Raw genomic sequence first — 23,940 nt, 5'->3', positions numbered from 1 at the left:
CTCTTCACGCGTAAAACCCTTGTTATCAACGGCCATCGCCGGCTCCTTCAATCAACAGGTAATGAATGACTCACAACCAGCTTGACGATGAGGGGCTCGCTCGGATATGAGCCATATCGACGTAACGCGCGCTCAGATCAATGCGGTCGTCTAGGGCCCAATGCGCCCCACCACTGCTATCGCGAAGCCACCCCACGCGCGTTTCTTCTTTGTCTCGCGACCAAGCCCACGCTGTTCGAGGAGCGTCAGCCCCGCGGATCGCAGAAGTTCGGCAAGACGCTCCCGCGACGGCGGTGTCCTGTCCACGCCGAACATCAACGGTTCGCCCGCTGCCTTAGCCGCTGCCCTCCCGAACCGCCAGTAGGGCATGCTCGACTCAAGGGTCTCGGTTGTGAAGTAGTCGAATGCGAGCAAACTGCCGTTGGCGCAACTCGCGATCTTGCGCAGCGTGTCCTCGATCGCTTCCCGGTCGAGGTACATCGTGACGCCTTTCCCAGAGGAAAAGTGCCGGACGCCCGAGGTCGAACCCCGCGTCCACGAGTTTGGCGAGCCAATCATCCTTCTCAAAGTCCGCGGGCACGAACGCGACCTTGCGTAAGTCGATTCCTGCCTTGTCCAGTATTTCGCGCTTGACCGCCTGCGTCTTTGGGGCATCTACCTCGAAGGAGTTGACGGACGTGTCCCGCGGGAGGCGGTAGGGGCGTGTGTCGAAGCCGGCGCCGAGGATGACCAACTGGTCGGTCCCGGGAAGTGCGCGGTCCACGGCGCCGTCGAAGAAGGCGACCCTGGCCGACGCCTCGGCTTGTGGAGGTATCTCGCCCTCAAAGGGGTACCGGAAGGTCTTCGGGACGAAACCGGTGACGCGGTGCGCGAAGAGCGTCGGCCAGAACGCCAACCGCATGCCCAGCCAAGGAACGCCGGGCAGCAGGGGCAACAGCTGGTTCGCTGCCTGGTCTTCGCGCACGCCGAAATTGTGCATCGCCCACCTAGCGGAGAGCGGAGCCTGCGCGCTCGTCGAAACCCCGGAAGGCTTCACGGCCAGAAGCTTCCCGACCCAAATCACATAGCCGAGCAACGAGACCGGAAGCAGCAGGATGCTGAGCGCGTAGAACGCGAGGGCGGCGTCCGGCTTGCGCATTTCCGGCTCCTTTCGGCTAGTCAACGGTGAGCGAGCGTTGGGCGGGAAGCCACCATATGTGAGCGAGCGTCGGGCGGGAAGCCACCATATGTGAGCGAGCGTCGGGTGGGAGGTGCCTACTCCGCGTCGAGGTCTGTTTCCAGCAGCGTCACCAGGGAATCGAGGGCAGCGTCGGCGCCGTCGCCCTCGGCCCGAAGCACCACGACGTCGCCCTTTGCCGCCCCAAGCGTCATGAGCGAAAGGATGCTGGCGGCGTCGAGCGCGTCGTCGGCAGGCGAACCGGCCATCGCGATGGTCACTTCAACCGGGGATTCCCCCGCGGCTTCGGCAAAAATCGCCGCCGGACGGGCGTGCAGTCCGGAGCGGCTGGCGATGGTGGCGGTGCGTTCGGGCATGGTTTCTCCTTGTGTTCAGGTAGGGGGCAGTACGGCTGGGCTCAGAGCCCGAGTTCCTCGAGGATCGGCAGTTTGGCGCGGACCCAGGCCTTCGCATCAAGCGCATCGGGTGCGCTGAGCGCCAGTCGGGCGAGCTCCTGCGCCTGTTCCAACGTCACCGTTTTGAGCACGGTTCCGACGGCGGCCAGCGAGCGGGCGGTCATGGACAGTGTGGACACGCCCAAGCCAACGAGTACGACGGCGAGGGCCGGGTCCGCGGCAGCTTCACCGCAGACGCCAACGGGTTTGCCGTTGCCTTCTTCCGCCGAGCCCGCCACGGTCAGCTGGACGAGGCGCAGGACGGCGGGCTGCCACGGGGTGTTGAGTTCGGCGAGGGGCCCGAGTTGCCGGTCGGCGGCCATGGCGTACTGGGTGAGGTCGTTGGTGCCGAGGGACGCGAAGCCCACGTGGCGCAGGACCGACGCCGAGGTCAATGCCGCCGAGGGAACTTCCACCATCACGCCGGGTGTCTTGATGCCCGCGGCATCGCACATCGATGCGAAATGGGCAGCCTCGGCCGCAGTCGAGATCATGGGTGCCATGACCCACACCTCAGCTTCTGTTTCGTCGGCCGCTATGGCGATGGCCTCGAGCTGGCGGTCCAAAACACCGGGTGTCGTGAAGTCGGTGCGGTAGCCGCGCACGCCGAGGGCCGGGTTGGGTTCGGTGGCGTCGGTGAGGAAGGGAAGCGGCTTATCGGCGCCTGCATCGAGGGTCCGGAGCACTACTTTCTTGCCCGGGAAGGCGTCGAACACGCCCCTGTACGCGGCGGCCTGTTCCAGCACGGTCGGTTCGGTGTCGCGTTCCAGGAAGCAGAATTCGGTGCGGAAAAGGCCCACGCCCTGCGCGCCAAGCGCGGCGGCCGCGGCAGCGTCCTTGGCGCCGCCGACGTTGGCGAGGAGGGGCACCAAGTGGCCGTCCGCCGTCGTGCCGTTTCCGTCAAAGACCGCCAGGGTGGCGGCGTTTTCGACCCATGCGAGGGCGGCCGCGCGCTGTTCTTCGCTGGGTTCGAGGGAGAGTGAGCCGGCTGCGCCGTCCACAAAGACTTCTGCGCCGTCAGGAATTTCGTCCACTCCGCGGGCCGCGACGACGGCGGGCAGGCCGAGCGAGCGCGCGATGATCGCCGTGTGGGACTGCGGTCCGCCGCCCGAGGTGACCAGTGCTGTCACGACGGCGGGGTCCAGCGTTGCGGTGTCGGCCGGAGCGAGGTCTTCGGCCACCAGGATGAACGGAGTGTCCGACGCCGGGATCCCCGGGGCGGGGACTCCGCGAAGTTCGGCGACGATCCGCGCGCGGACGTCCAGGACGTCGGTGGCGCGCTCGGCCATGTATCCGCCCAGGTTGTGGAGCATTTCGGACACGGAGGCGCCGGCTTCCCAGATGGCGCGTTCGGCGGAGCTGCCGTTGTTGTTGATGAGCTTGGTGGCCGACTTCAGGAGCATGGTGTCCTTGGCCATGAGGGCGGTGGCTTCCAGCACCGCCTTGCCGTCGCCACTGGCCTTGTCCGCGCGCGCTTTGAGTTCGTCGTGGACCGACTGGGCCGCCGCTTTTAGGCCGGCGACGGCGTCTTCCGCGGTGGTCGATGCGGCTAGCTGCTCTCCCGACGGCGGTTCGCTGACTGGTTTGGGCATCTGACGGATAGTGCCAATGACGCGGCCCGGGCTGACGCCTACTCCTTGGAAATTCTGCACTGAAATCCTCTGTTCCTGCTCTCGGATCGGACCCGGCGGCTGCGGCGCCTCGGGATCCGAAAAAATCTCCTGTGACTCACTTCATATAGCGTTGCTATAGGTGCTAGGGTAGCGGCTATGAGTTTCGATGACCAGCTTCCGCCCAAAACTCGGCTGCTCCGTGCAGCTGCCGAGTTGCTGGCGAATTCGGATGGGTCGCCGGTCTCTACGCGCCAAATCACCAAACTTGCCGGCGTCACGGCGCCCACGCTTTACCACCACTTCGGCGACAAGGAGGGGCTGTTCGACGCCGTCGTTGCAGCCGGCTTCGAGGAGTATGTGGCGGGAGAGCGGGACTTCGCTCCCTCTGGGGTTCCCCTGGAGGACGTCCGCCGGATGTGGGACAACCACGTCCAGTTCGGACTTACCCAACCGCACCTTTACCTGGTGATGTTCGGCAACATCCGTCCGGAAAGCAGGCCGGCCATCGTGGCTGATGCCGAGTCGCTTCTGGAGGAGATGCTGAGCAAGGCGGCCATTGCCGGGCAGATCAACGTACCCCCGCGTGAGGCGGCCAGAAGCATCCTGGCGGCCAACGTTGGCGTCACGCTCATGCTCATTGCAGAGCCCCTGGAAGACCGGAACCTCGAACTTTCCACCATGACCCGGGATTCCATGATTTTCGCCGTGTCCACGGAAACAGCCCGTGGCGCCGCAGCAGACGACTCCGGCAAGTCGTCCGTTGTTGTTGCGGCAATCGCGCTGAATGCGGCACTCCAAGCCTCGCATTCAGACCAGCTATCCAGTTCGGAACTGAAGCTCTTTCTTGAATGGCTTCACCGAATCTCCAGCAGCTCCTAGAGCTGTCCTCTTTCGATAGATATCGACTGATTCCGCATTGATGCGGGACTCACGTTAGGAATTCACACAATGGCAACAGCGTCAGTTGCGAAACAGCGCACCAGCGTGCGCGTTGGTGTCCAAAAGTTCGGAACGTTCCTCTCGGGCATGATCATGCCCAACATCGGGGCCTTTATTGCATGGGGCATCATCACCGCCCTGTTCATCAAGACCGGTTGGCTGCCCGTCCCCGAACTGGGCGGCTTCGGCAACAACGCCGCCGGTACACCGAACGTGGGCCTTGTCGGCCCAATGATCACCTATCTGCTGCCGCTCCTGATTGCATACACCGGCGGCAAGATGGTCTACGACGTCCGCGGCGGCGTGGTTGGTGCTATTGGTACCATGGGCGTGATCGTTGGTGCCGGTATTCCGATGTTTATCGGTGCAATGATCATGGGCCCACTCGGTGGCTGGACGATGAAGAAGATCGACTCCATCTGGGATGGCAAGATCCGTCCGGGCTTCGAGATGCTGGTGAACAACTTCTCCGCAGGTATCTGGGGAGCTTTGCTCGCCATGCTCGGCTTCTTCGGTATTTCTCCCCTGGTCCAGGCCTTCAGTACGGCCGCGGGCAATTTCGTCCAGTTCCTGGTCCACAACGGACTCCTTCCGCTTACCAGCATCTTCATCGAGCCCGCCAAGGTCCTCTTCCTGAACAACGCAATCAACCACGGGGTACTGACGCCGTTGGGGATCCAGCAGTCGCTCGACCAAGGTAAGTCCATCTTGTTCCTGCTTGAAGCCAACCCCGGTCCGGGAGCCGGAATTCTTCTCGCGTACATCTTCTTCGGACGCGGGGCGGCGAAGGCCTCGGCGCCCGGCGCTTTGATCATCCAGTTCCTTGGCGGCATCCACGAGATCTACTTCCCGTATGTCCTGATGCGCCCGCTGCTGATCCTCGGAGCTATCGCTGGAGGCATGACAGGCATTGCGACGCTCGCAGTCACCAACTCCGGCCTCGTGGCTCCCGCAGCCCCGGGATCCATCTTCGCAGTCATTGCCCAGACCTCCCGGGATAGCTATGTGGGCGTCATTTTGTCGGTCGTCTTGGCGGCGACGGTGTCGTTCCTCGTCTCCTCGCTGATTCTCCGCACCACGCATCACAGCGACGAGGTTGACCTTGGTGCAGCCACCTCCAAGATGGAAGAAATGAAAGGCAAGAAGAGTTCCGTTTCCTCCGCCCTCTTGGGTGCCGGTGGCGGAACCGCCGTCCTGACCCGTCCTATCCAGAACATCGTGTTCGCGTGCGACGCCGGCATGGGCTCCAGTGCCATGGGTGCTTCGGTGCTGCGCAACAAGATCAAGGCAGCCGGTTTCCCGGACGTCAAGGTCACAAATGCAGCCATTGCCAACCTCAGCGACACCTACGACGTCGTGGTCACGCACCAGGACCTGACCGAACGCGCACGGCCTGTCACAGCCAGCGCCGTGCACGTCTCCGTGGACAACTTCATGAACAGTCCCCGGTACGAGGAGATCGTGGAACTGGTCAAGAGCAGCAACGCCGGATCCGGCGCTGAGGGCTCGACGGCGGTTGCCGAACCGGCCGCCGTCGGGGGCAAGGATGTCCTGCTCGCCGAAAGCGTGATCCTCAACGGCACCGCCACGGACCGTGACTCGGCCATCGACGAAGCAGGCAAGCTCCTGCTGGACCGCGGTTCCGTAGACATGGGCTACATCCACGCCATGCATGAGCGCGAGGAATCCGTGTCCACGTACATGGGCAGCTTCCTGGCCATCCCGCACGGCACCAACGCTGCCAAGGACCACATCCGGCACTCCGGTGTGTCGATCGTCCGCTACCCCGAGGGCATCGACTGGGGAGGCAAGCAGGTCAAGTTCGTGGTCGGCGTCGCCGGTATCAACAACGAGCACCTCCACATCCTGTCCTCCATTGCCAAGATCTTCACGGACAAGGCGCAAGTGGCCCAGCTCGAGCAGGCCACCTCGGTGCAGGAAGTGCTGGATCTGTTCGGAAAGGTCAACGCATAGTGAAGGCAGTCCATTTTGGGGCAGGGAACATCGGACGAGGGTTCGTCGGTTTGCTGCTGCACGAGGCCGGATATGAGGTGGTCTTCGCGGATGTCGCAGATGCCTTGATCAGCCAGCTCGCCTCCGTGTCCTCCTACGAGGTCCACGAGGTCGGCGAAAACGCGGCAGTCAAGACCGTGTCCGGTTTCCGGGCCCTGAATTCGGGCACCGAAGAGGTTGCCGTCGTCGCGGAAATCGCGACGGCGGACCTCGTCACCACGGCGGTGGGGCCGCACATCCTCAAGTTCGTGGCACCCGTGATAGCGCGGGGCCTCGCCGGCCGCTCGCCGTCGTTGGCTCCGCTCCAGGTCATGGCCTGCGAGAACGCGATCAACGCCACGGACCTCCTGCGTTCCGAAGTGGAAGCGGCGTGGGACGGTGCCGCGGGCGATCTTTCCTCCGTTGCTGTTTTTGCGAATACCGCGGTGGACAGAATTGTCCCCAACCAGGCGCCGGGCCAAGGCCTGGACGTCACTGTGGAGACCTTTTACGAGTGGGTCATCGACCGGACGCCGTTCGCGGGGGAGGCGCCGGTCATCCCCGGCGCGACCTTCGTGGACGAGCTCGGGCCGTATATCGAACGGAAGCTCTTCACGGTCAACACGGGACACGCCTCGGCAGCATACTTCGGCTACGGCGCCGGCTTGGAGAAGATCTCCGATGCGATGGCCGACGCCTCCGTGGCCGCCCGGGTGCGAGCCGTGTTGGAGGAAACCAAACAGCTTCTCGTGGCCAAACACGGCTTCGTCGAAGCTGAGCAGGAAGCGTACGTGCAGAAGATCCTGTCCCGCTTCACCAACCCGTACTTGCCGGACACCGTGAACCGGGTAGGCCGTGCTCCGCTCCGCAAGTTGGGCCGGCACGAACGGTTCATCGGCCCGGCGGCAGAACTGGCCGAGCGCGGAGTCACTCCCGTCGCCTTGCTCGACGCGATGTCGGCCGCCCTGCGTTTCGACGACGGGGCCGACGACGAAGCCGTGGAACTCGCCCGGATGCTTTCAGAGATGGACGCCGCCGAAGCGGTCGAGCGCATCACGGACCTTCCGCCGTCGCACCCGTTGTTCCCGCAGGTGCGGAAGCTGATCGAAGACCGGAAAGCCGAGGCCTAGACAGCCGGGGCCGGGCTGGCGACGCTCGCTCAGATATGCGGGCTTTTTTCCGAACGCTCGCTCAGATATGCCGGCTTTTTCCCGAACGCTCGCTCACCCTCCTTCACATGATGTGAAGGAGGGTGAGCGCTTTGGGCTCCAAAAGTGAGCGAGCGTCGATCAATTGCCGAGTTCTTCCGACGCCGTTCTTCCGGCGGCCTGGACCCGCCGCAGGAAGTCGGTAATGACTGCGATTTCAGCGTCGTCGTAGTCTGCGCAGATGGTGTCCATGAGGCTGTTCATTCCCGAGTAGAGGCGGAACATCTCGGCGTTTCTGTCGGGAAGAACCCGGATCACCACGGCGCGCCGGTCGGACGGATCGCGGTCCCGGACAATCCAACCGCCGCGTTCAAGCCGGTCGAGGATGCCAGTCATGGTGGCCGGGTGCAGGCCCGCGTGTTTGGCCAACATGCTCGGGCTGAGCGGCCCGCGGCTCGAGATCAGGTCAAGACAATCAAGGTCAACGTCCTTCAGCTCGGCTTGGGTGCCGACCTGGTGATTGAGTACGGCTAGTTGCACGCGTACGCCCCGAAGCTCGGCTTTGAGCTCAGCGACAGCGCGCCGCCGAAGGCGCGGAGTTGCGGCCTCTTGATTTGATATGGAACTCATATGATATCGTTTCTGTATTGTATGGTTTTCCTAGGACAAGAATACCGGAGGCCGCATCACATGAAGATCGCAGTATTCGGGGCAAACGGCCCCACCGGAAGGATTCTCACCGCACAAGCGCTCGACGCCGGACACGTCGTCACCGCTGTCACGCGCAGGCCGCACGAATTCCCGATTTCCGCTCCCGGCCTAAGTGTGGTCGGCGCCGATGTGTACAACTTCGATGACGTGAGCGCCGTCGTCGAAGGAAGTGATGCCGTCCTCTCAACCCTCGGCGTTCCATACAGCCGCCAGCCGATCACGGTCTATTCAGTGGGCACCGGCAACATCATCCGGGCAATGGGCAACCACGGCGTCCGTCGATTGGTCTGCGTGAGCTCAAGCGCCACCGACACTACGGCCGGCCCGCACGGAGGGTTCCTTTTCGAGAAATTGCTGCAGCCACTCGTTACCAAGCTCCTGGGGAAGACCCTGTACGAGGACATGCGGCGAATGGAATCTGCTGTCGCCGCCAGTGGCTTGGATTGGACAATCATGCGGCCTTCCGGTCTTTTCGAAACCGATTCCGTGACTGAATACAAGATGGCCGTTGACTACATAAATGGCACTTTCACGTCGCGGGCCGACCTGGCGGACTCCATGCTGAGGCAACTCACTTCGGACGAGTTCGTGCGCAAGAACGTAGCAGTTGCAACCTTTTCGCAGAAGCCGAGCCTCATTCAGCTGCTTTTCCGCGAGGCCAGCAGCAAGAAGGCCGCGCCGGATAGCGTCCCCGAGGGAAAGTTGTCATGAGCCGTCTAGCCATCCAGTCAGTGGTCCGTATCGCTGGGCTTGTATTCGTCGGCCTGTTCGCGGGGTTCCTCGCTGGGATACTCGTCTTGGAATTGTCCTTGCGGCAATTTAGCAGCACGGTTTACGCCCAGCTCCAGCAGGTGGCCCTCGTCGGGCTGCCTCTCCTGGCCTCAGTCCTACTGTTTCCAGCGCTGATTGCCACGGCGGCCCTGGTATTGATGGAGCTCAAGACAAGGGATCGCGGTTTCTGGTTGGTGGCCGGCGCCCTTGCGCTGCTGCTCGCGGCCTTGATCACCACACTCGTAGTCAACGTTCCTATCAATCTGGCCGAAGCTGGATGGAACGTCAGCAACCCGCCAGGGGACTGGGCGGACATACGCGACCGTTGGCAGGTGGGCCACGCAGTACGAACCTTTGCTGCGTTCTTGGCCTTCGGAGCTTTGTCAGTCGCCGCGGCGCGACAACCGATCCGCCGTCGGAGTTTGCAGCCCGCGCCAGCATAAGTCCCGGCGCCCAACGCTCACCCGCCTTTGGCGGGACAGTCGAAACCCTCCTTCACATGATGACGTGAAGGAGGGTTTCGGGTTTTGCCGCTACATGTGAGCGAGCGTTGGAAGAACCGCCGCTATATGTGAGCGAGCGTCCTAGCGGGCGGAGGCTTCGACGGCGGTCGTCTCGGTTTCGGCCATGGCTTTCCACTCGGCGACGCGGGCCTGGTGCAGCGGAGACTTCCGGACCAGGGCGTAGGCCACGGCGAGGATCGCGAACCAGATGGGCGTTACGAGCAGTGCCGTGAGGGTGTCCGGCTGCGTCGTCAGGGCCCAGACCAGGAAGCCGAAGAATGCGAAGACCACCCACACCATCACGATCCCGCCGGGCATCTTGAACGTGGATGCCTCGTGGAGGTGAGGCCTGCGCTTCCGGAAAACGAGGTAGCTGGCCAGGATGATCGACCAGACGAACATGAAGCAGACGGCGGACACGGTGGTGACCATGTCGAAGGCTGCTCCAATGTCCTTGCCCGCGTAGAGCAGTGCGACGCCGCCAAGGAGCAGCACGCAGGACAGGAATAGGGCGTTCTGGGGAACCTTGCGGCTGGAAAGGCGGCCGAACATCTTGGGGGCATCGCCGTCATTCGCCAGGCCAAACACCATGCGCGACGTCGAGTAGATACCGGAGTTGGCCGAGGACATGGCGGAAGTCAGGACCACGAGGTTCACCACGGTGGCCGCGATGCCCAGTCCTGCCAGGGAGAACATGGCGATGAATGGGCTGTGGCCGGCCTTGAACTCGGTCCACGGGATGACGGACATCAGGATGATGAGCGCGCCGACGTAGAACAGCATGACGCGGACCGGAATGGCGTTGATGGCGCGGGGCAGGTTGTGCTCCGGGTTCTTGGTTTCGGCCGCGGCGGTGCCCACCAGTTCGATACCCACGAAGGCGAAGACCGCGATCTGGAAGCCGGCAACGAAGCCCATGAATTCCTTGGGGAAGAACCCGCCGTGGCTCCAGAGGTTGGTGAAGCTCGCGGCTCCGGCGTCGGACTTGAAGCCGGTGGAGATCATCACGATACCCACGATGATCAAAGCGGCAATGGCGATGATCTTGATGAGGGCGAACCAGAATTCAGTCTCGCCGAAGGCCTTCACGGTGGGGAGGTTCAAGAGGAGCAGGATGACGATGGTCGCGAGGCCCGGAATCCAGAGCGGCACCCCCGGCCAGAGCTCATTGGCGTAGCCCGCAATGGCGATGACATCGGCCACCCCCGTTACCACCCAGCAGAACCAGTAGGTCCAACCGGTGAAGAAACCTGCCCAGGGACCGAGGAGGTCGCCGGCGAAGTCGCTGAAGGACTTGTAGTTCAGGTTGGACAGGAGGAGCTGTCCCATGGCGCGCATGACGAAGAACAGCATGAAGCCGATGATCATGTACACGAAGATCACGGACGGACCGGCGACGGAGATGGTCTTTCCGGAGCCCATGAACAGGCCTGTGCCGATGGCGCCGCCGATGGCAAGCAGCTGGATGTGGCGGTTGCTCAGTGAGCGTGCCAGATGCGGCTCGCTGTCTTTGCTGGAGGCAGTGCGTTGCCCCGTGGTTGTCTGGTCAGACATTTTTGCATCCTTCGGGTGATTCGCCGCAATGGTGACGTGGCTAACAAATCTGCTAGTCCAAAGTAACTCGAACAATCGAAAAGATTGTGATTGATCGTTTCACCCAGAATTCATGAAGGCTAGCAAAAAGAATCCTCCAGCTTGTGTCAGGCTGGTGCTATGAGTCACACAAATCCAGGAGTGAAGCCGCTGTTGAGCATGGTTCTGGACGAAGGCGTCTTCACGCTCCGCCGGGCCCATTGGGAGGACCTCCCCGCCATTCTGAGATTGCTCGCGGCCGATCAGTTGGGTAGTTCCCGCGAAAACGCCGACGACGTCGGCCCCTATCTGCAGGCGTTTCAACAGATCAACGAGGATCCGGCCCAACTGTTGGTGGTGGGCCACTTGAACGGCGCTTGCGTGGCAACTTTCCAGCTGAGTTTCATCCCGGGCCTGGCCAGGAAGGGCTCGCTGCGCTGCCAGATCGAGGCCGTGCGCGTCGCCGCAGAGTTGCGGGATCATGGCGTGGGTGCGGCCATGATGCAATGGGCCATCGAAGAGGCCCGGAACAGGGGCTGCACCCTGGTCCAGCTCACCAGCGACAAGTCGCGCAAGGACGCCCATCGCTTCTATGAGCGGCTTGGTTTCGTGGCCAGCCACGAGGGAATGAAGCTGGCGCTGTAGCGCCGGCAGCCTGGAGGCAATCTCGAGGAAAAGTCCGGCATCCCTTGATATTTAGGCAGCCTAACTGTTAGGATACCTAAATATGAACACCAGTCCAGCTGACGACGCGCTGCTCGCCCTCGCCCAATCATTCCGGGAAGCCTTGCGGCAGAGCGTCTACGTGATGCGCCGCCTCGATTCCGAGGAGCAACTCAGCTCGGCCCAGCTTGGCGTCCTCAAGATGGCGCTCGACGGCGGTGCCCGCGTCGGGGGAATCGCGCGGAACCTTGGGGTCAAGGTCCCCAGCGCCACGGAGCAGATCATCAAGCTTGAGCGCGCGGGCCTGGTCAAACGCGAAGCAGACCCGGACGACTCCCGCGCCGTCCGCGTCGCCGCGACCGCGGCGGGGCGTGCCGCCGTCGAGAAGGCAGACCGGCGCCGCAACGAATTCATCGCCGGGATCCTCGGAGCGCTGAGCCAGTCCGAACGCGACGCTGTCCAAGCCGCCCTTCCGGTGTTCGACAAGATCAACCACTCAGTCCAGTACTGAACAAGCCGAAACTAGGAGAGCACTCCGTGAAAGGCCAGCTCGCAGAGCAACTGCAGCCAGCGGAAGAAACCCTCGAGGCCGAGAAGGCCTCGTTCCTCAAGCAGCCCAAAGCTGTGTGGGCCACGGCGATTGCCGCCGTCTTCGCCTTCATGGGCATCGGCCTGGTAGACCCGATCCTGCCGGCCATCGCCAAGAACCTCCAGGCCAGCCCCAGCCAAGTGTCTTTGCTCTTCACGAGCTACTTCCTGGTTACCGCCGTCGCGATGCTCGTGACCGGTTTCGTCTCTTCACGGATCGGCGGCAAAAAGACCCTCATGATCGGCCTTGCCCTGATTGTCGCGTTCGCCTCGCTCTCGGGCCTGTCCGGAAGCGTGGGTGAGCTGGTCGGATTCCGCGCTGGTTGGGGACTTGGCAACGCCCTCTTCGTGGCCACCGCGCTTGCCGTGATTGTCGGCGTCGCGAGCGGCGGAACCGGAACGGCCATCATCCTGTACGAGGCCGCCCTTGGCCTGGGTATTTCACTGGGCCCATTGCTCGGCGCGCTCCTCGGCGGCTGGCAGTGGCGTGCACCGTTCTTCGGAACGGCGGTCCTCATGGCCGTTTCCTTCATCGCCTTGTTGGCCCTGTTGCCCAAGACCCCGACGCCGGCAACGAAGGCCCGTTTGGGTGACCCGCTCCTTGCCCTGGGCCACAAGGGCCTTCGCACCACTGCGGCCAGTGCCCTGTTCTACAACTACGGCTTCTTCACGATCCTGGCCTTCACGCCCTTCATCCTGGGAATGGACGCCTACGGTATCGGTGCTGTGTTCTTCGGCTGGGGTGTGGCAGTGGCTGTGTTCTCGGTCTTCGTGGCACCCGTGCTGCAGCGTCGCTTCGGCACCACCAACGTCCTGGTCGGCACCCTTGGGGCGCTCTTGCTGGACCTCGTCGGGCTGGGACTGGCTGCGGGGCACTCGGTGACTGCCGTCGTCGTGCTTGTCATTGTGGCGGGCGCCCTGCTTGGCATCAACAACACGCTGTACACCGAACTGGCCATGGAAGTCTCCGATTCGCCGCGTCCCGTGGCCTCGGCCGGTTACAACTTTGTGCGCTGGATGGGCGGCGCGCTGGCTCCGTTTGTGGCGGCACAGCTGGGTGAGCACTTTGGCCCGCAGGTTCCGTTCTTCGCCGCGGCCCTTGCCCTCGCGTTCGCGATCCTCGTGGCCGTGGGCGGCCGCCGGTTCCTGAAGTCCCACGAACCGCACCTCGTGTAGGAGGGCCCAACCAGCTCGCAGTTGTTGTCGTTATGAAGCCTCAAAACGACAACTACTGCGATCTACTTGGGTGGGGGCTACTTGGGTGCGGGCGCGAGCTCCGCAGGTTTGGAGCCCTTCGGGACGAACAAGGTCTCGGCCTGCTCAAGGGACATGCCGTTGGTTTCGGGCACCTTGAACATGACGAAGAAGAACGACGCCGCGGCGAACCCTGCGTACATGCCGTAAGTCAGCGGAAGCGAACCCGCCGCCATGATGGGGAAGCTCAAGGTGATGGCGAAGTTGGCGATCCACTGGGCCGCGGCGGCCAGGCCGAGCGCGCGGGCACGGATGCGTGAGGGGAAGATCTCGCCCAGGAGCACCCACACCAGGGGTCCCCACGAGGCGCCGAAGCTCACCACGAACACGTTTGCAGCCACGAGGGCCACAGGACCCCAGGCCCCGGTCAAGGACACCGAAGAGCCCGTCCCGGTGGCGGAAGAAAAGGCCAGCGCCATGGCACCGAGGGACACGGCCATGCCGATGGAGCCCGTCAATAGGATGGGCCGGCGGCCGATGCGGTCCACGAGGGCGATGGCCACGAGGGTGACCAGGATGTTGGTGACGGACGTTGCGACGGAGATGGCCAGGGAGTCTTGCTCGTGGAAGCCGACTGCTTTCCACAGGGTGGTGGAGTAGTAGAAGATCACGTTGATGCCGACGAATTGCTGCAGCACGGACAGGATGATGCCGATCCACACCACTGGCTGCAGGCCAAAGGCCTTGCCCCGGAGCGAGCCCTTCTTGGTGGAGAGCTCGTCCTGCTTGATTGAGTCGCGGATTTCACGGATGTGGCGTTCGGTGTCGTCGCCGGGCATCAGGGTGTCGAAGATCTTGCGTGCGGTGTCTTCCTTGCCGTTGAGGACCAGGAAGTGCGGGGACTCCGGCAGCCGGAAGGCGATCAGGCCGTATATCGCGGCGGGCACGGCGCACGCGATGAACATCCAGCGCCAGGCCTCAATTCCGAGCCACAAAGCATGGTGGGCGCTTCCCGCGGAAGTCGCCAGGACGGCGTCGGATAGCAGCGCCGCGAAAATGCCGGTGGTGATCGCCAACTGCTGCAGCGACGCGAGCCGCCCACGGACCTGGCGCGGCGAGATTTCCGAGATGTAGGCCGGCGCGATCACCGACGCGAGGCCGATGCCCAGGCCGCCAACCAAGCGCCAGAAAACCAGGTCCCAGACGCTGAAAGCCAAGCCCGTCCCGATGGAGCTGACGAGGAAAAGGGCAGCACCAAGCTTCATGGCGGGGATTCGGCCGTAGCGGTCCGCTACCTTGCCCGCAAGATATGCCCCTGCCGCGCAGCCGAGCAACGCGACCGCCACAGCGAAGCCCGTGACGGCTTCGCTCAGCATGAATTCGTCCTTCATGGCATCGACGGCGCCGTTGACCACGGAGGAATCGAAGCCGAAGAGGAAACCGCCCACAGCTCCGGCAACGGCCAGGCCAATTACCTTGCGTGGGACGCCGGAATGGCTGTCGGAGCTGGATTTGGGCATGGCTCTCCCTTGGGGAAATGTGGTGGATTGTGCGGCGCGGTCGTCGTCGGCAGCTGATTCCGACGGGGACGCCGGTGCACTCGCGCTACACAGTGTGGCACGCCGCCAGCGTGACTTCCAATCAACGCGGCCAGGCACACCGGAAGTGTCACGCCGCGCAAACTTTCGCGCCGCCGTCGGGCACTCCACCGCGCGAACGCTGGAAACGACAACGGCAGGCAGTCCAAAAGACTGCCTGCCGTGACGCGGTTCGAGATATTAGTGTGCGGAAACGGATTCCTTCGCCGCCGCCTTCGGGTCCGTGAGTTTCTTGTTCGGCAAAGCGAAGGTGATCAGGAACGCGAGGCCGGTGAGCGCGGCGGCGGTCAGCATCACGGTGTCGATCGACTGCGCGAAGCCTTCAAGAATGGGCCGTGTGAGCGCCGGGTTGGCATGGTGGAGCCAGCTGGTGTCGTTCAGCGAATCGTTCGTCGCGCCGTTCTTGAAGAAGTCGTACAGCTTGGCGTTGGCGGGATCCGCGGCAACCGCGGGATCCTTGAGCACCTTGAGGTAGTCGGCGTTGCCGATGGCGTCCTTCATGCCTGAGGCGATCTTGTCGGCGGCCAGGCTGAAGAGCATCGAGATGAACACCGCTGTACCCACTGCGCCGCCCATGGAACGGAAGAATGCCGCGGTGGACGTGCCCACACCCATGTCCTTCGGCGGCACGGAGACCTGCATGGCCAACGTGAGCGGCTGCATGCAGAAGCCCAGGCCCATGCCGAAGAACACGGCGATCAGGCCGGGAACCCAGAGCCCGGTGTCCACGCCGAGGGACAGTCCCATGACGATGGCGGCGGCGGTGAGGATGCCCGTGCCGAGGATCGGGAAGATCCGGAAAACGCCCGACGCCGAGATGGTCCGTCCCGCTGTAATGGAACCGAAGAGGATGCCCACCGTGAAGGTGATCATCATGAGGCCCGCCTCGGTGGGGGTGAGGCCCTTGACCAGCTGCAGGTACATCGGGAGCATCGCGATGGCCCCGAACATGCCGATACCGATGATGAAGTTCAACAGGGAGGACAGTCCGAAGGTGATGTTCCTGAAGAGCCGCAGGGGGATCAGCGCATAGTCGCCGGCACGCCGCTCAACCAGCAGGAACGCCACGATGCCAACGACGCCGAGGCCGTAGCAGATCCACGAGTTGACGGAGGTCCAGCCCCAGCTGCGGCCTTGTTCGGCCACGAGCAGCAGCGGGACGATTGCCAGCGTGATGGCTGCAGCGCCCCAGTAGTCGATTTTCTGCTTGACGTGCTTCGCGGGCAGGTGCAGATAGAAGAACACGACAGCCAGCGCGGCAAGGCCTATGGGCAGGTTGATGAAGAAGACCCAGCGCCAGCCGTCGAAGCCGAGGATGTTGGCCGATCCTGCGAAGGCACCGCCGACTACGGGTCCGAGCACCGAGGAGACGCCAAAGACGGACATGAAGTAGCCCTGGTACTTGGCACGATCCTTGAGGGCAACGATGTCGCCGATGATGGTCAGTGCGAGGGCCAGCAGACCGCCGGCGCCCATTCCCTGGATGCCGCGGGCAATGGCGAGCTCGGTCATGGAATGCACGGAACCGGCGTACAGGGAGCCGGCCAGGAAGATCAGGATCGCAGCCAGGTACAGCGGGCGGCGGCCGAATATGTCGCTGAGCTTGCCGTAGAGCGGGGTGCTCACCGTGGAGGTGATGAGGTAGGCCGTGGTGGCCCACGCCTGCAGGGACAGGCCATCGAGGTCGTTGGCGATCGTGTAAATGGACGTGGACACGATGGTCTGGTCCAGGGAGGACAGGAACATGCCGAGCATGAGGCCCACCATGACGGTAAGCGTCTGACGGTGTGTCAAGACCTCTCCGGCGGCCCGCACAGGCGTGGCGTTGGACATTGCTTCTCCAAGGGTGGATGTAAGGGGACTAAGCAGGATAGTTGCTTTCAGTAACTATCCTAATGGCTCCTGTATTCCCTGTCTTACCCGATTGGAGAGAAAAATGTCACCGCTCTATGAGAATCCCGTCGGGATCGCAGTAGATCAGGTTGCCGGGTTCGATGTGCACTCCGTCAATCACCAAGGGGATGTCCACTTCGCCACGGCCCACTTTGGAGCTCTTCTTGGGGTTGCTTCCCAGTGCCTTGACGCCCAAAGGCAGCTTCGCAATAGCCACGCGATCGCGAATGGCCCCGTTGATCACGACGCCGGACCAGCCGTTCGCGACTGCGCTCTCGGCGATCATGTCCCCCATGAGGGCTGTGCGCAGGGAGCCGTAGCCGTCCACCACCAGCACGGCACCTTCGCCGGGGGTTGCCAGGACGGTCTTGACGAGTGCATTGTCCTCAAAGCACTTGATGGTGCGCACGGGTCCGTTGAAGTGCGAGACGCCGCCGAGGTCCTGGAACTGCAGTGATATCGACTCAACTTCTTCGGCACGCTCGTCATAGAGATCGGCTGTGTTGATGGGGTTCGCTGGGCTGTTCATCGTTGATCCTCCTCGGTCCGTTGGAGTTACCCTAACGCGAGCGGCCTTGCCATGGCGGGTCTTGGACGCGCCGGTTGTCCACATACGCGCCTTCATGACAGCCGGGCAGGCTCCCGCGGCGCTAGGCTGAATTCACACGTCCAGAGGCTAGGGGAGCACCGTCATGAGCCTGTCCGATCTGCCCGGTTCATTACCTGAAAGACCGGTGACGGATCCTGCCCTGGATCTTGCGCGAACAGAAGGCCCGACGATGGCGCTCGCCGAGCCCGTGGAGCGCGTCCGCTCTCTCTGGGTCACCGGAGTGGTGCTCGTCAATGTGGGCATCAACGCCGCCTTCTTCGGCCCTCTCCAGGTTTTGCTAGGGCAGCAGGCCATCCACTTCGATGAGGGCCAGAAGGAAGCCATCCTTGCGCTCGTTACAGGATGTGGTGCTGCGGTGTCGATGGTCGCGAATCCCCTCTTTGGTGCGTTCAGCGACCGCACCACGTCCCGCTTCGGTCGGCGCGTCCCTTGGGTGCTCTTCGGTGCCATTTTGGGCGTCGTAGCCTTGGTGGCCTTGGCGGGAGCTCCCAATGTGGCGATCATGACTATTCTGTGGTGCCTGGTCCAGGCCGGCTGTAATGGAGCCTATGCGGCCATCACAGCGGCTATTCCGGATCGAGTGCCGGTGCCCCAACGCGGCGCGGTCGGCGGCCTTGCGGCCATGGGCCAGACCGTGGGCATTCTCGCGGGTGCTGTGATCGCTTCCGTAGTTTCGGGGAACTTTGCCCTCGGCTACATCGTGTGTGCTGCCGCGCTGATGGCCGGTGTCGTGCTCTACCTTTTCAAGAGTGGCGACGTGCCTCTCGTTCCGGAGGCAAGGCCACCGTTCAAACTCTGGACATTCGTCAAGGGATTTTGGATCTCGCCCGTCAAATACCCGGACTTCGCGTGGGCCTGGTTGACGCGCCTGCTGGTCAATATCGGCAACCACATGGTCACGTTGTACTTGCTGTTCTTCCTCAAGGATGCCGTGCATCTCGAGGAGACCCAGGGCCTCAAGCCTGAGTTCGGGGTCCTCATCCTGACGGGCCTCTATGCCGTCATGGTGATCATCACCAGTGTGGTGGGCGGTGCCATCAGCGACCGCATGGGCAAACGCAAACCTCTGGTGATTGTTTCCTCCATCGTCATTTCGATCGCAAGCCTGATCCTCGCGTTCGAACCCACGTGGACGGGCGCCATTGCCGGCGCGGTGGTGCTCGGTATCGGCTTTGGCGCGTACCTCGCGGTCGACTTCGCGCTCATTACCCAGGTGCTCCCCACTGCGCTGGACCGGGGCAGGGACCTCGGGGTTATCAACGTGGCCAATTCTTTGCCGCAGGTGATTGCGCCGGCGATTGCCTCCGTTTTCGTTGTGTTCTGGGGTGGGTACGTCTCGCTTTATGTGGCCGCAGCTGTCATTGGCTTGCTGGGAGCGGTATTCGTGGTGAAGATCAAGGGCGTAGCATAGACCTGGGAATCCGTTCTCAGGGAACTGACAACTTGCTGCCGTATCATTGTCAGGACGCGCTCGGTCTATGGGGGGCCGCGCAATCTCCCCGAACGAAGCCCAAACCAACAGAACGCCGGAAATGTCCGAACCGAACTCCTTGGAACCGTATTCGCTGGATCTGGCCGCGGGGTTGCCCCAAATGGCGGCTGCTCCCACCACGCCGAGACAGCTATTGCGCTACGCCCGGATACTGAAGACTGCCGCGGGATTCGCCCAGCGGCAGTTCGATACTGTGAGCCTCTCGGATGTATCCACTCGGGCGCACGTTCCGCTCGGGACGCTCTACCGTTACTTTCCGTCCACGGTCCATCTGATGCTCGCCGTCTACCGGCAGCAGCTCCGGGAACTCAACGACGCCAAGCCGGCATCTTCGAGGTGCAGCCAGCAAGAGCTCACCGGTCTCGGGATGGAGATCTTCCACATGCGGGTCATGCAACCCGCAGTCGAACACTGTCTGTCCCGCACGTGGGACACCCGCGACGGTGACATCCCCGTACTCTTGCGCGATATCGAGGTGCTCTCGGCGGAGATGGTCGCGGCCGCGATCGGCGACACCGGGCGGGCCCGGATTCTGCTCCACGTAATCAGTGGTCTGGTCCAGTCCGTCAACTGCCGCCGGATCTCACTTTTCGACGCCGAGAAGGACCTCAAGAACGCCTGCAAGTTGATTGCGGACGCGTAGCTTTTCCGGGAATCAACGTAATTGGTCTAGACCACTACGACCAAAAGTATGAGTTTATGACTGGATGTCTCTAGTCTTCCTATCAGGCCCCTGTCTACGAAGACAGGACCCAAGCGGCTAGCAGCCCATATCCGCAGGAGTTTCACCGCACGGACCAGCCACCCTTGGTCCGGCACCGAAGCCTCTATACCTGCCCGAATTGTGCCGTGGGTTCACGGCTAGCCTGAGGAGACAACGACGTGTCCGTCGAGACCATCACCCCTGAACAGAATCTGACTGCCCTGGCGCTGAGCGAAGAGGAAATCTTCAGCGCCCACGAAGGCGGCAAGCTCTCCGTGTCCAGCACCGTGCCGCTTTTGAACAAGCGGGACCTTTCCATCGCCTACACTCCCGGCGTCGCAGAGGTGAGCCGAGCGATCCACGCCAACCCCGAGCTTGCACGCACCCACACGTGGGCCGAGCGCCTCGTGGTGGTCGTCAGCGATGGGACCGCTGTCCTGGGCCTGGGCGACATCGGACCCAGCGCTTCCCTCCCGGTCATGGAAGGAAAGTCCGCGCTCTTCAAGGCCTTCGGCGATCTCGACTCCATCCCCTTGGTCCTCAACACCACCAACGTGGACGAAATCATCGAGACCCTTGTCCGCCTGCGTCCGAGCTTCGGTGCAGTCAACCTCGAAGACATCTCCGCGCCCCGCTGCTTCGAACTCGAAGAGCGCCTCATCGAAGCCCTCGACTGCCCTGTCATGCACGATGACCAGCACGGCACCGCCGTCGTGGTTCTCGCAGCCTTGACCAACGCCGCCAAGGTGACCGGCCGTGAGCTTGAGGGACTGAAAGTCGTGGTCTCCGGTGCGGGTGCCGCGGGCATCGCCGTCTCCGAGATCCTGCTGACCGCGGGCGTCAAGGACGTCGTCCTTCTGGATTCCAAGGGGATCATCAACTCCGAGCGCGCCGACCTGGTGGCGGATTCAGGCAGCGTCAAGGCCCGCTTCGCCCAGCGCACCAACCCCCGCGCCCTTTCCGGCGGACCCGCGGAGGCACTGCAGGGCGCCGACGTGTTCATCGGCGTTTCCTCGTCCAAGCTGGCCGAGGAACACTTGAAGCTCATGAACGAGAATTCGATCGTGTTCGCCCTGTCCAACCCGGACCCGGAAGTCCTGCCCGAGGTCGCCGTCAAGTACGCGGCCGTCGTGGCCACCGGCCGGAGCGACTTCCCGAACCAGATCAACAACGTCCTTGCCTTCCCCGGAATTTTCCGCGGAGCCTTGGACGCTGGCGCACGTCGCATCACTCCGGCCATGAAGATCGCCGCAGCCCGCGCCATCGCCGCGCTGGCCGAGGAAGAACTCTCCGCCGATTACATCGTGCCCAGCCCCCTGGATCCCCGTGTCGCTCCTGCGGTTACGGCGGCAGTTGCGGCGGCGGCTGAATAGCCCGCGCGCTTAATCCAACGAGCCGACGACGGCGACCCTCCCGTGCTGGGGAGGGTCGCCGTCGTTCTTTTGTTCCGCCGTCGTTCTCGGGGACCAACTTCAGCGCTGGTGAGCGAGGGTTTGGGATTTGGGCCGGATATGTGAGCGAGCGTTTGCATCGACTGACGCTCGCTCACCTTTGGCGCCCTTTCGACTGACGCTCGCTCACATCTCGCGTTGGCTCCAAGGATGAATCCGCTGGCTTCCGGGTGGAGATCGGACGCTGGAGGGCAGAATCGGCGGTCCCGCGTCCCTGGCCGTGGATAGTGTGGCTGACATGGAACAGACACTGAAGGTTGTACGGCATTGGGGCGCCCCTGCGGCGGCCGTCATTTTCTTCGCACTGTGGTGCGTGGCGGAACTGGGATTTATGGCGGCATGGCTTCCCCATTGGGCCGAATTGTGGAAGCTTATTCTGTCAAGATTTTCGATACTGATCTTGACCACCTTCGCCATTGCTGTCTCGGCATGGCGACCCGCGCTCTCTCTGGGATTCACGGCCGTCTTGCTAATGGGTCAGTTGGTGTACTTCATCCCGGAGCCTGATTCCAATGATTGGGCGATTTACTTGGGCTCATTCATTGCCTTGGGGTTTTCGATGTGGACTGCGAGGGGTCGTCTGCAATTTGTTGTCGCCGGGAGCAACGTGGCTTTCGCCGGTGTAATGGTTTTCATGATGTTGTCGTGGCGCTACGGGCAGGGCGTTGGCTGGTTCCGCCCGTTATTTATGGGCGACAGATTCGCCCTGGCCAACAACGGCTGGCAGGTCTTCTCGTTCCTTTTCCTCATCGCAGCTGGTTGCGCCGCAGCGGGCCTCGCCCTGCGCCTTTACGAGGACCGGGGCAAGCTCTTCCAGTCCAAGGTCCTCGTCCAGGCAAACCTCAAGGAGACCGAAGTCGAGCTGGTCGTGGAGCAGGAGCGCACGCGGATCGCCCGGGACCTCCACGACGTCTTGGCGCATTCGCTCGCAGTGATCGCCGCGCAAGCCGACGGCACCCGCTACCTCAGCCAAGACCAACCCAAGGCAGTGCTCGACGCTTTGGAGAACATTGCGGTATCGGCCCGCCACGCATTGGTGGACGCCCAGCGCGTCATTGAAGGAGTGCGCGACGACGGCCTGGTAACTCCGCAGCCCCGGCTCACCGACGTCGGGCCTCTTGTCGAGCGGATGCGGCAGGGGAGCCTCAAGGTCCAGCAGAGCGAAACCGGAACCCCGGTGGACCTTGGCGCGGGCCAGCAACTCGCCGTATTCCGGATTGTGCAGGAGTGCTTGACGAACGCCCTCAAGCACGGAGGACGCGGCACGGCCGTGCGCCTTCACTTCGACTGGAGCGGCCCAGGGCTGACCATGCACGTTGCTTCGGAATTGCCGGGGTCCGTTTCGATTGGGGGGACGGACGACGGCGGTGCCGCCGAGCGCGTGGGGCGCGGCATTCCCGGAATGCGCGAGCGTGCGCATCTAGCCGGAGGCTGGCTCAGTTCCGGGCCCGACGGCGAGCAGTTCCGCGTGACGGTCTTCATCCCCTATGGATCGCGCCCGGCAGCGCTCCTTCCGGAAGGTGGGGCGGAAGAGGAGGGTGTTTCGTCCGCCAAGGGACTGGAGCAGGAGCCGGCGCTGGCTCTCGAGGGCGCCTCGCCGTCGTCGGGCCCTGAGCGGGGAAGCGTCGGACGTGGCTGAAACACCCATCACGGTTGCCTTAGTGGACGACCAACCACTGTTCCGTTCCGGCATCCGCATGCTGGTGCAGAGCCAGGCGGACATGGACATGGCCTGGGAGGCCGACGACGGCGAACAAGCCGTGATGCTCGCGGCCGAGCAGCGGCCGGACGTCATGCTGATGGACCTTCGGATGCCCGTGCTGGATGGAGTCGAGGCCACGCGCCGCATCACGGAGGAAGCCGATGCGGCGGGAGCGGACAAGCCAAAGATCATTGCCCTGACCACCTTCAACAGGGACCAGGCCGTGGTTGAAGCCGTGCAGGCGGGAGCGAGCGGGTACCTGCTCAAGAGTGCGGAACCGGAATTCCTCCTGGCCGCCATCCGAACCGTGTATTCGGGATACTCGGTGATCGCGCCTGGTTCGGTTCACGAGCTCTTCCAGCACGCAGCCAGGACGGTGCCGGTCGCCGGGCCGGACCTCGCCGCGATGGACGAGCTGTCTCCACGCGAGCGGGATGTGTTCCTGCTGGCGGCCAAAGGCTTAGGGAACGCCGAGATGGCGCAAAGCCTGTTTGTCTCCGAGGCCACAGTGAAATCCCATCTGCGCAGTGTCCTCAGCAAGCTGGGGCTGCGCACAAGGCTTCAGCTGGTGGCATTCGCCTACGAACGCAGGCTTCTCGGGTAGGCAACCAGAACGCAAAGGCGACGGCCGCCCGAAAGGGACGGCCGCCGTCGTGCAACTGCAGAGTGTTGCAGAGTCGGGGGCGCTACATGGCGCGGCCCTTCGACTCCTCTCTTACATCGCGTCCAAGCCAAATGCCAAGGGCAACCATGACAACACCGAGAACCAGGTGCAGCCAGTCGTCCGCGGCGTTCATGGGCACGAAGTCAGCGCTCATGCTGGACATGGTGATGAGACCGTAGATCCACAGGACGAGGTAGATTGCGCCGCCACCGATCAAGTAACCGCGCGCCATCCTTCCAGTCCTCGCGAAGTACAGGCCTGCTGCGCCGAACAGCAAATGGACAATATTGTGCAGGACGGATACTTGGAAGACTCCAAGAAGCATGGCGCCCGAGTCATGTCCTGCAAAGGCCATGGCGCCGTAATTGCTGGTGATGCCCGGGATAAATCCCAAGACGCCAACAGCCAGGAAAACCCAGCCCAAAACCAGTGCTGTGTTGTGCAGCGTCAGCCCCATCACGTGGTGGTGCTGCGCGGGGTGTGAAGCAGTAGTCATAGCTCCTCCCGATCACGATTTCCATC

22 protein-coding genes are annotated in these 23,940 nt (G+C 63.0%); 13 read left to right on the top strand and 9 right to left on the bottom strand.

Going from position 1 to position 23,940, the window contains the following annotated elements; all coding sequences use genetic code 11:
- Positions 1-376: 376 nt before the first annotated feature.
- The 3 genes from ACFVTG_RS21265 to ptsP all read right to left on the bottom strand — a co-directional run bounded on the left by ACFVTG_RS21265 (position 377) and on the right by ptsP (position 3,263).
- Positions 377-1,138, bottom strand: a complete 762-nt coding sequence (locus tag ACFVTG_RS21265) for a class I SAM-dependent methyltransferase (RefSeq protein WP_390282798.1) — start codon at positions 1,136-1,138, stop codon at positions 377-379.
- Positions 1,139-1,254: 116 nt separating this feature from the next.
- A complete protein-coding gene (locus ACFVTG_RS21260; protein WP_234751838.1) occupies positions 1,255-1,533 on the bottom strand; it encodes an HPr family phosphocarrier protein in 279 nt (92 codons plus the stop codon).
- A gap of 41 nt (positions 1,534-1,574) precedes the next feature.
- Positions 1,575-3,263: a phosphoenolpyruvate--protein phosphotransferase gene (ptsP, locus tag ACFVTG_RS21255; protein ID WP_284756088.1), complete on the bottom strand. Its 1,689-nt coding sequence runs from the start codon at positions 3,261-3,263 to the stop codon at positions 1,575-1,577.
- Positions 3,264-3,380: 117 nt separating this feature from the next.
- On the opposite strand from ptsP, the gene ACFVTG_RS21250 reads away from it, so the two are divergent.
- The 3 genes from ACFVTG_RS21250 to ACFVTG_RS21240 all read left to right on the top strand — a co-directional run bounded on the left by ACFVTG_RS21250 (position 3,381) and on the right by ACFVTG_RS21240 (position 7,285).
- Positions 3,381-4,103: a TetR/AcrR family transcriptional regulator gene (locus tag ACFVTG_RS21250; RefSeq protein WP_059388720.1), complete on the top strand. Its 723-nt coding sequence runs from the start codon at positions 3,381-3,383 to the stop codon at positions 4,101-4,103.
- Between the two features lie 69 nt (positions 4,104-4,172).
- Positions 4,173-6,137 (top strand): PTS mannitol transporter subunit IICBA, encoded by a 1,965-nt coding sequence (locus tag ACFVTG_RS21245; protein ID WP_390282797.1) that lies wholly within the window; start codon positions 4,173-4,175, stop codon positions 6,135-6,137.
- Positions 6,137-7,285: a mannitol-1-phosphate 5-dehydrogenase gene (locus ACFVTG_RS21240; RefSeq protein WP_390282796.1), complete on the top strand. Its 1,149-nt coding sequence runs from the start codon at positions 6,137-6,139 to the stop codon at positions 7,283-7,285. Before ACFVTG_RS21245 ends, ACFVTG_RS21240 begins: the two co-directional genes overlap by 1 nt.
- A gap of 159 nt (positions 7,286-7,444) precedes the next feature.
- On the opposite strand, the gene ACFVTG_RS21235 is transcribed toward ACFVTG_RS21240, so the two are convergent.
- Entirely contained in the window at positions 7,445-7,933 is a 489-nt protein-coding gene (locus ACFVTG_RS21235; protein WP_390282795.1) for a MarR family winged helix-turn-helix transcriptional regulator, read from the bottom strand.
- Positions 7,934-7,993: 60 nt separating this feature from the next.
- Here ACFVTG_RS21235 and ACFVTG_RS21230 point away from each other — a divergent pair, with 60 nt between their 5' ends.
- A complete protein-coding gene (locus tag ACFVTG_RS21230) occupies positions 7,994-8,725 on the top strand; it encodes an NAD(P)-dependent oxidoreductase (RefSeq protein ID WP_390282794.1) in 732 nt (243 codons plus the stop codon).
- Positions 8,722-9,228, top strand: coding sequence for an anthrone oxygenase family protein (locus ACFVTG_RS21225; protein ID WP_390282793.1), 507 nt, complete (start codon positions 8,722-8,724; stop codon positions 9,226-9,228). Before ACFVTG_RS21230 ends, ACFVTG_RS21225 begins: the two co-directional genes overlap by 4 nt.
- A gap of 141 nt (positions 9,229-9,369) precedes the next feature.
- On the opposite strand, the gene cycA is transcribed toward ACFVTG_RS21225, so the two are convergent.
- On the bottom strand, positions 9,370-10,842 hold the full coding sequence (cycA, locus tag ACFVTG_RS21220) for a D-serine/D-alanine/glycine transporter (RefSeq protein WP_390282792.1): 1,473 nt from the start codon (positions 10,840-10,842) through the stop codon (positions 9,370-9,372).
- Between the two features lie 159 nt (positions 10,843-11,001).
- Here cycA and ACFVTG_RS21215 point away from each other — a divergent pair, with 159 nt between their 5' ends.
- From ACFVTG_RS21215 to ACFVTG_RS21205, 3 genes are all read left to right on the top strand, one after another.
- Positions 11,002-11,505, top strand: coding sequence for a GNAT family N-acetyltransferase (locus ACFVTG_RS21215; RefSeq protein WP_284756077.1), 504 nt, complete (start codon positions 11,002-11,004; stop codon positions 11,503-11,505).
- Positions 11,506-11,587: 82 nt separating this feature from the next.
- Positions 11,588-12,034, top strand: a complete 447-nt coding sequence (locus ACFVTG_RS21210; protein ID WP_390282791.1) for a MarR family winged helix-turn-helix transcriptional regulator — start codon at positions 11,588-11,590, stop codon at positions 12,032-12,034.
- Between the two features lie 26 nt (positions 12,035-12,060).
- On the top strand, positions 12,061-13,287 hold the full coding sequence (locus ACFVTG_RS21205) for an MFS transporter (protein ID WP_390282790.1): 1,227 nt from the start codon (positions 12,061-12,063) through the stop codon (positions 13,285-13,287).
- Positions 13,288-13,364: 77 nt separating this feature from the next.
- On the opposite strand, the gene ACFVTG_RS21200 is transcribed toward ACFVTG_RS21205, so the two are convergent.
- The 3 genes from ACFVTG_RS21200 to rraA form a co-directional block, all read right to left on the bottom strand.
- Positions 13,365-14,825, bottom strand: coding sequence for a sugar porter family MFS transporter (locus ACFVTG_RS21200; protein ID WP_390282789.1), 1,461 nt, complete (start codon positions 14,823-14,825; stop codon positions 13,365-13,367).
- A gap of 258 nt (positions 14,826-15,083) precedes the next feature.
- Complete coding sequence (locus ACFVTG_RS21195; protein ID WP_390282788.1) at positions 15,084-16,736, bottom strand: MDR family MFS transporter; 1,653 nt, start codon at positions 16,734-16,736, stop codon at positions 15,084-15,086.
- 106 nt (positions 16,737-16,842) lie between these two features.
- Positions 16,843-17,325, bottom strand: a complete 483-nt coding sequence (gene rraA, locus ACFVTG_RS21190) for a ribonuclease E activity regulator RraA (RefSeq protein WP_284756070.1) — start codon at positions 17,323-17,325, stop codon at positions 16,843-16,845.
- Between the two features lie 163 nt (positions 17,326-17,488).
- Here rraA and ACFVTG_RS21185 point away from each other — a divergent pair, with 163 nt between their 5' ends.
- From ACFVTG_RS21185 to ACFVTG_RS21165, 5 genes are all read left to right on the top strand, one after another.
- Positions 17,489-18,817, top strand: coding sequence for an MFS transporter (locus ACFVTG_RS21185; RefSeq protein WP_390282787.1), 1,329 nt, complete (start codon positions 17,489-17,491; stop codon positions 18,815-18,817).
- Between the two features lie 121 nt (positions 18,818-18,938).
- The gene (locus ACFVTG_RS21180; protein ID WP_390282786.1) at positions 18,939-19,541 is read left to right on the top strand and encodes a TetR/AcrR family transcriptional regulator; all 603 of its coding nucleotides are present in this window, start codon (positions 18,939-18,941) and stop codon (positions 19,539-19,541) included.
- 239 nt (positions 19,542-19,780) lie between these two features.
- Positions 19,781-20,974: an NADP-dependent malic enzyme gene (locus tag ACFVTG_RS21175; protein ID WP_284756064.1), complete on the top strand. Its 1,194-nt coding sequence runs from the start codon at positions 19,781-19,783 to the stop codon at positions 20,972-20,974.
- A gap of 712 nt (positions 20,975-21,686) precedes the next feature.
- Positions 21,687-22,691 carry a sensor histidine kinase gene (locus ACFVTG_RS21170; protein WP_390282785.1) on the top strand — a complete coding sequence of 335 codons (1,005 nt, stop codon included), beginning with the start codon at positions 21,687-21,689 and terminating at the stop codon, positions 22,689-22,691.
- Positions 22,684-23,358: a response regulator transcription factor gene (locus ACFVTG_RS21165; protein WP_284756061.1), complete on the top strand. Its 675-nt coding sequence runs from the start codon at positions 22,684-22,686 to the stop codon at positions 23,356-23,358. Before ACFVTG_RS21170 ends, ACFVTG_RS21165 begins: the two co-directional genes overlap by 8 nt.
- Positions 23,359-23,440: 82 nt before the next feature.
- Here ACFVTG_RS21165 and ACFVTG_RS21160 read toward each other — a convergent pair whose 3' ends face one another.
- Entirely contained in the window at positions 23,441-23,914 is a 474-nt protein-coding gene (locus tag ACFVTG_RS21160) for a DUF4383 domain-containing protein (RefSeq protein ID WP_284756060.1), read from the bottom strand.
- Between the last annotated feature and the right edge of the window lie 26 nt (positions 23,915-23,940).

The organism is Arthrobacter sp. NPDC058127, from assembly GCF_042884555.1.
Lineage (GTDB): Bacteria > Actinomycetota > Actinomycetes > Actinomycetales > Micrococcaceae > Arthrobacter.
The sequence above is the reverse complement of the archived record's forward strand: the minus strand, read 5'-3'. Positions and strand labels throughout refer to the sequence as shown.

Bases quoted from the DNA above. Each gene is read 5' to 3' on its own strand.
- ACFVTG_RS21245 (WP_390282797.1), top strand. From the start codon at position 4,173: ATGGCAACAGCGTCAGTTGCGAAACAGCGCACCAGCGTGCGCGTTGGT.
- ACFVTG_RS21195 (WP_390282788.1), bottom strand. From the start codon at position 16,736: ATGTCCAACGCCACGCCTGTGCGGGCCGCCGGAGAGGTCTTGACACAC.
- cycA (WP_390282792.1), bottom strand. From the start codon at position 10,842: ATGTCTGACCAGACAACCACGGGGCAACGCACTGCCTCCAGCAAAGAC.
- rraA (WP_284756070.1), bottom strand. From the start codon at position 17,325: ATGAACAGCCCAGCGAACCCCATCAACACAGCCGATCTCTATGACGAG.
- ACFVTG_RS21215 (WP_284756077.1), top strand. From the start codon at position 11,002: ATGAGTCACACAAATCCAGGAGTGAAGCCGCTGTTGAGCATGGTTCTG.
- ACFVTG_RS21230 (WP_390282794.1), top strand. From the start codon at position 7,994: ATGAAGATCGCAGTATTCGGGGCAAACGGCCCCACCGGAAGGATTCTC.
- ACFVTG_RS21260 (WP_234751838.1), bottom strand. From the start codon at position 1,533: ATGCCCGAACGCACCGCCACCATCGCCAGCCGCTCCGGACTGCACGCC.
- ACFVTG_RS21185 (WP_390282787.1), top strand. From the start codon at position 17,489: ATGAGCCTGTCCGATCTGCCCGGTTCATTACCTGAAAGACCGGTGACG.
- ACFVTG_RS21235 (WP_390282795.1), bottom strand. From the start codon at position 7,933: ATGAGTTCCATATCAAATCAAGAGGCCGCAACTCCGCGCCTTCGGCGG.
- ACFVTG_RS21170 (WP_390282785.1), top strand. From the start codon at position 21,687: ATGATGTTGTCGTGGCGCTACGGGCAGGGCGTTGGCTGGTTCCGCCCG.
- ACFVTG_RS21250 (WP_059388720.1), top strand. From the start codon at position 3,381: ATGAGTTTCGATGACCAGCTTCCGCCCAAAACTCGGCTGCTCCGTGCA.
- ACFVTG_RS21210 (WP_390282791.1), top strand. From the start codon at position 11,588: ATGAACACCAGTCCAGCTGACGACGCGCTGCTCGCCCTCGCCCAATCA.
- ACFVTG_RS21200 (WP_390282789.1), bottom strand. From the start codon at position 14,825: ATGCCCAAATCCAGCTCCGACAGCCATTCCGGCGTCCCACGCAAGGTA.
- ACFVTG_RS21225 (WP_390282793.1), top strand. From the start codon at position 8,722: ATGAGCCGTCTAGCCATCCAGTCAGTGGTCCGTATCGCTGGGCTTGTA.
- ACFVTG_RS21265 (WP_390282798.1), bottom strand. From the start codon at position 1,138: ATGCGCAAGCCGGACGCCGCCCTCGCGTTCTACGCGCTCAGCATCCTG.
- ACFVTG_RS21160 (WP_284756060.1), bottom strand. From the start codon at position 23,914: ATGACTACTGCTTCACACCCCGCGCAGCACCACCACGTGATGGGGCTG.
- ACFVTG_RS21180 (WP_390282786.1), top strand. From the start codon at position 18,939: ATGTCCGAACCGAACTCCTTGGAACCGTATTCGCTGGATCTGGCCGCG.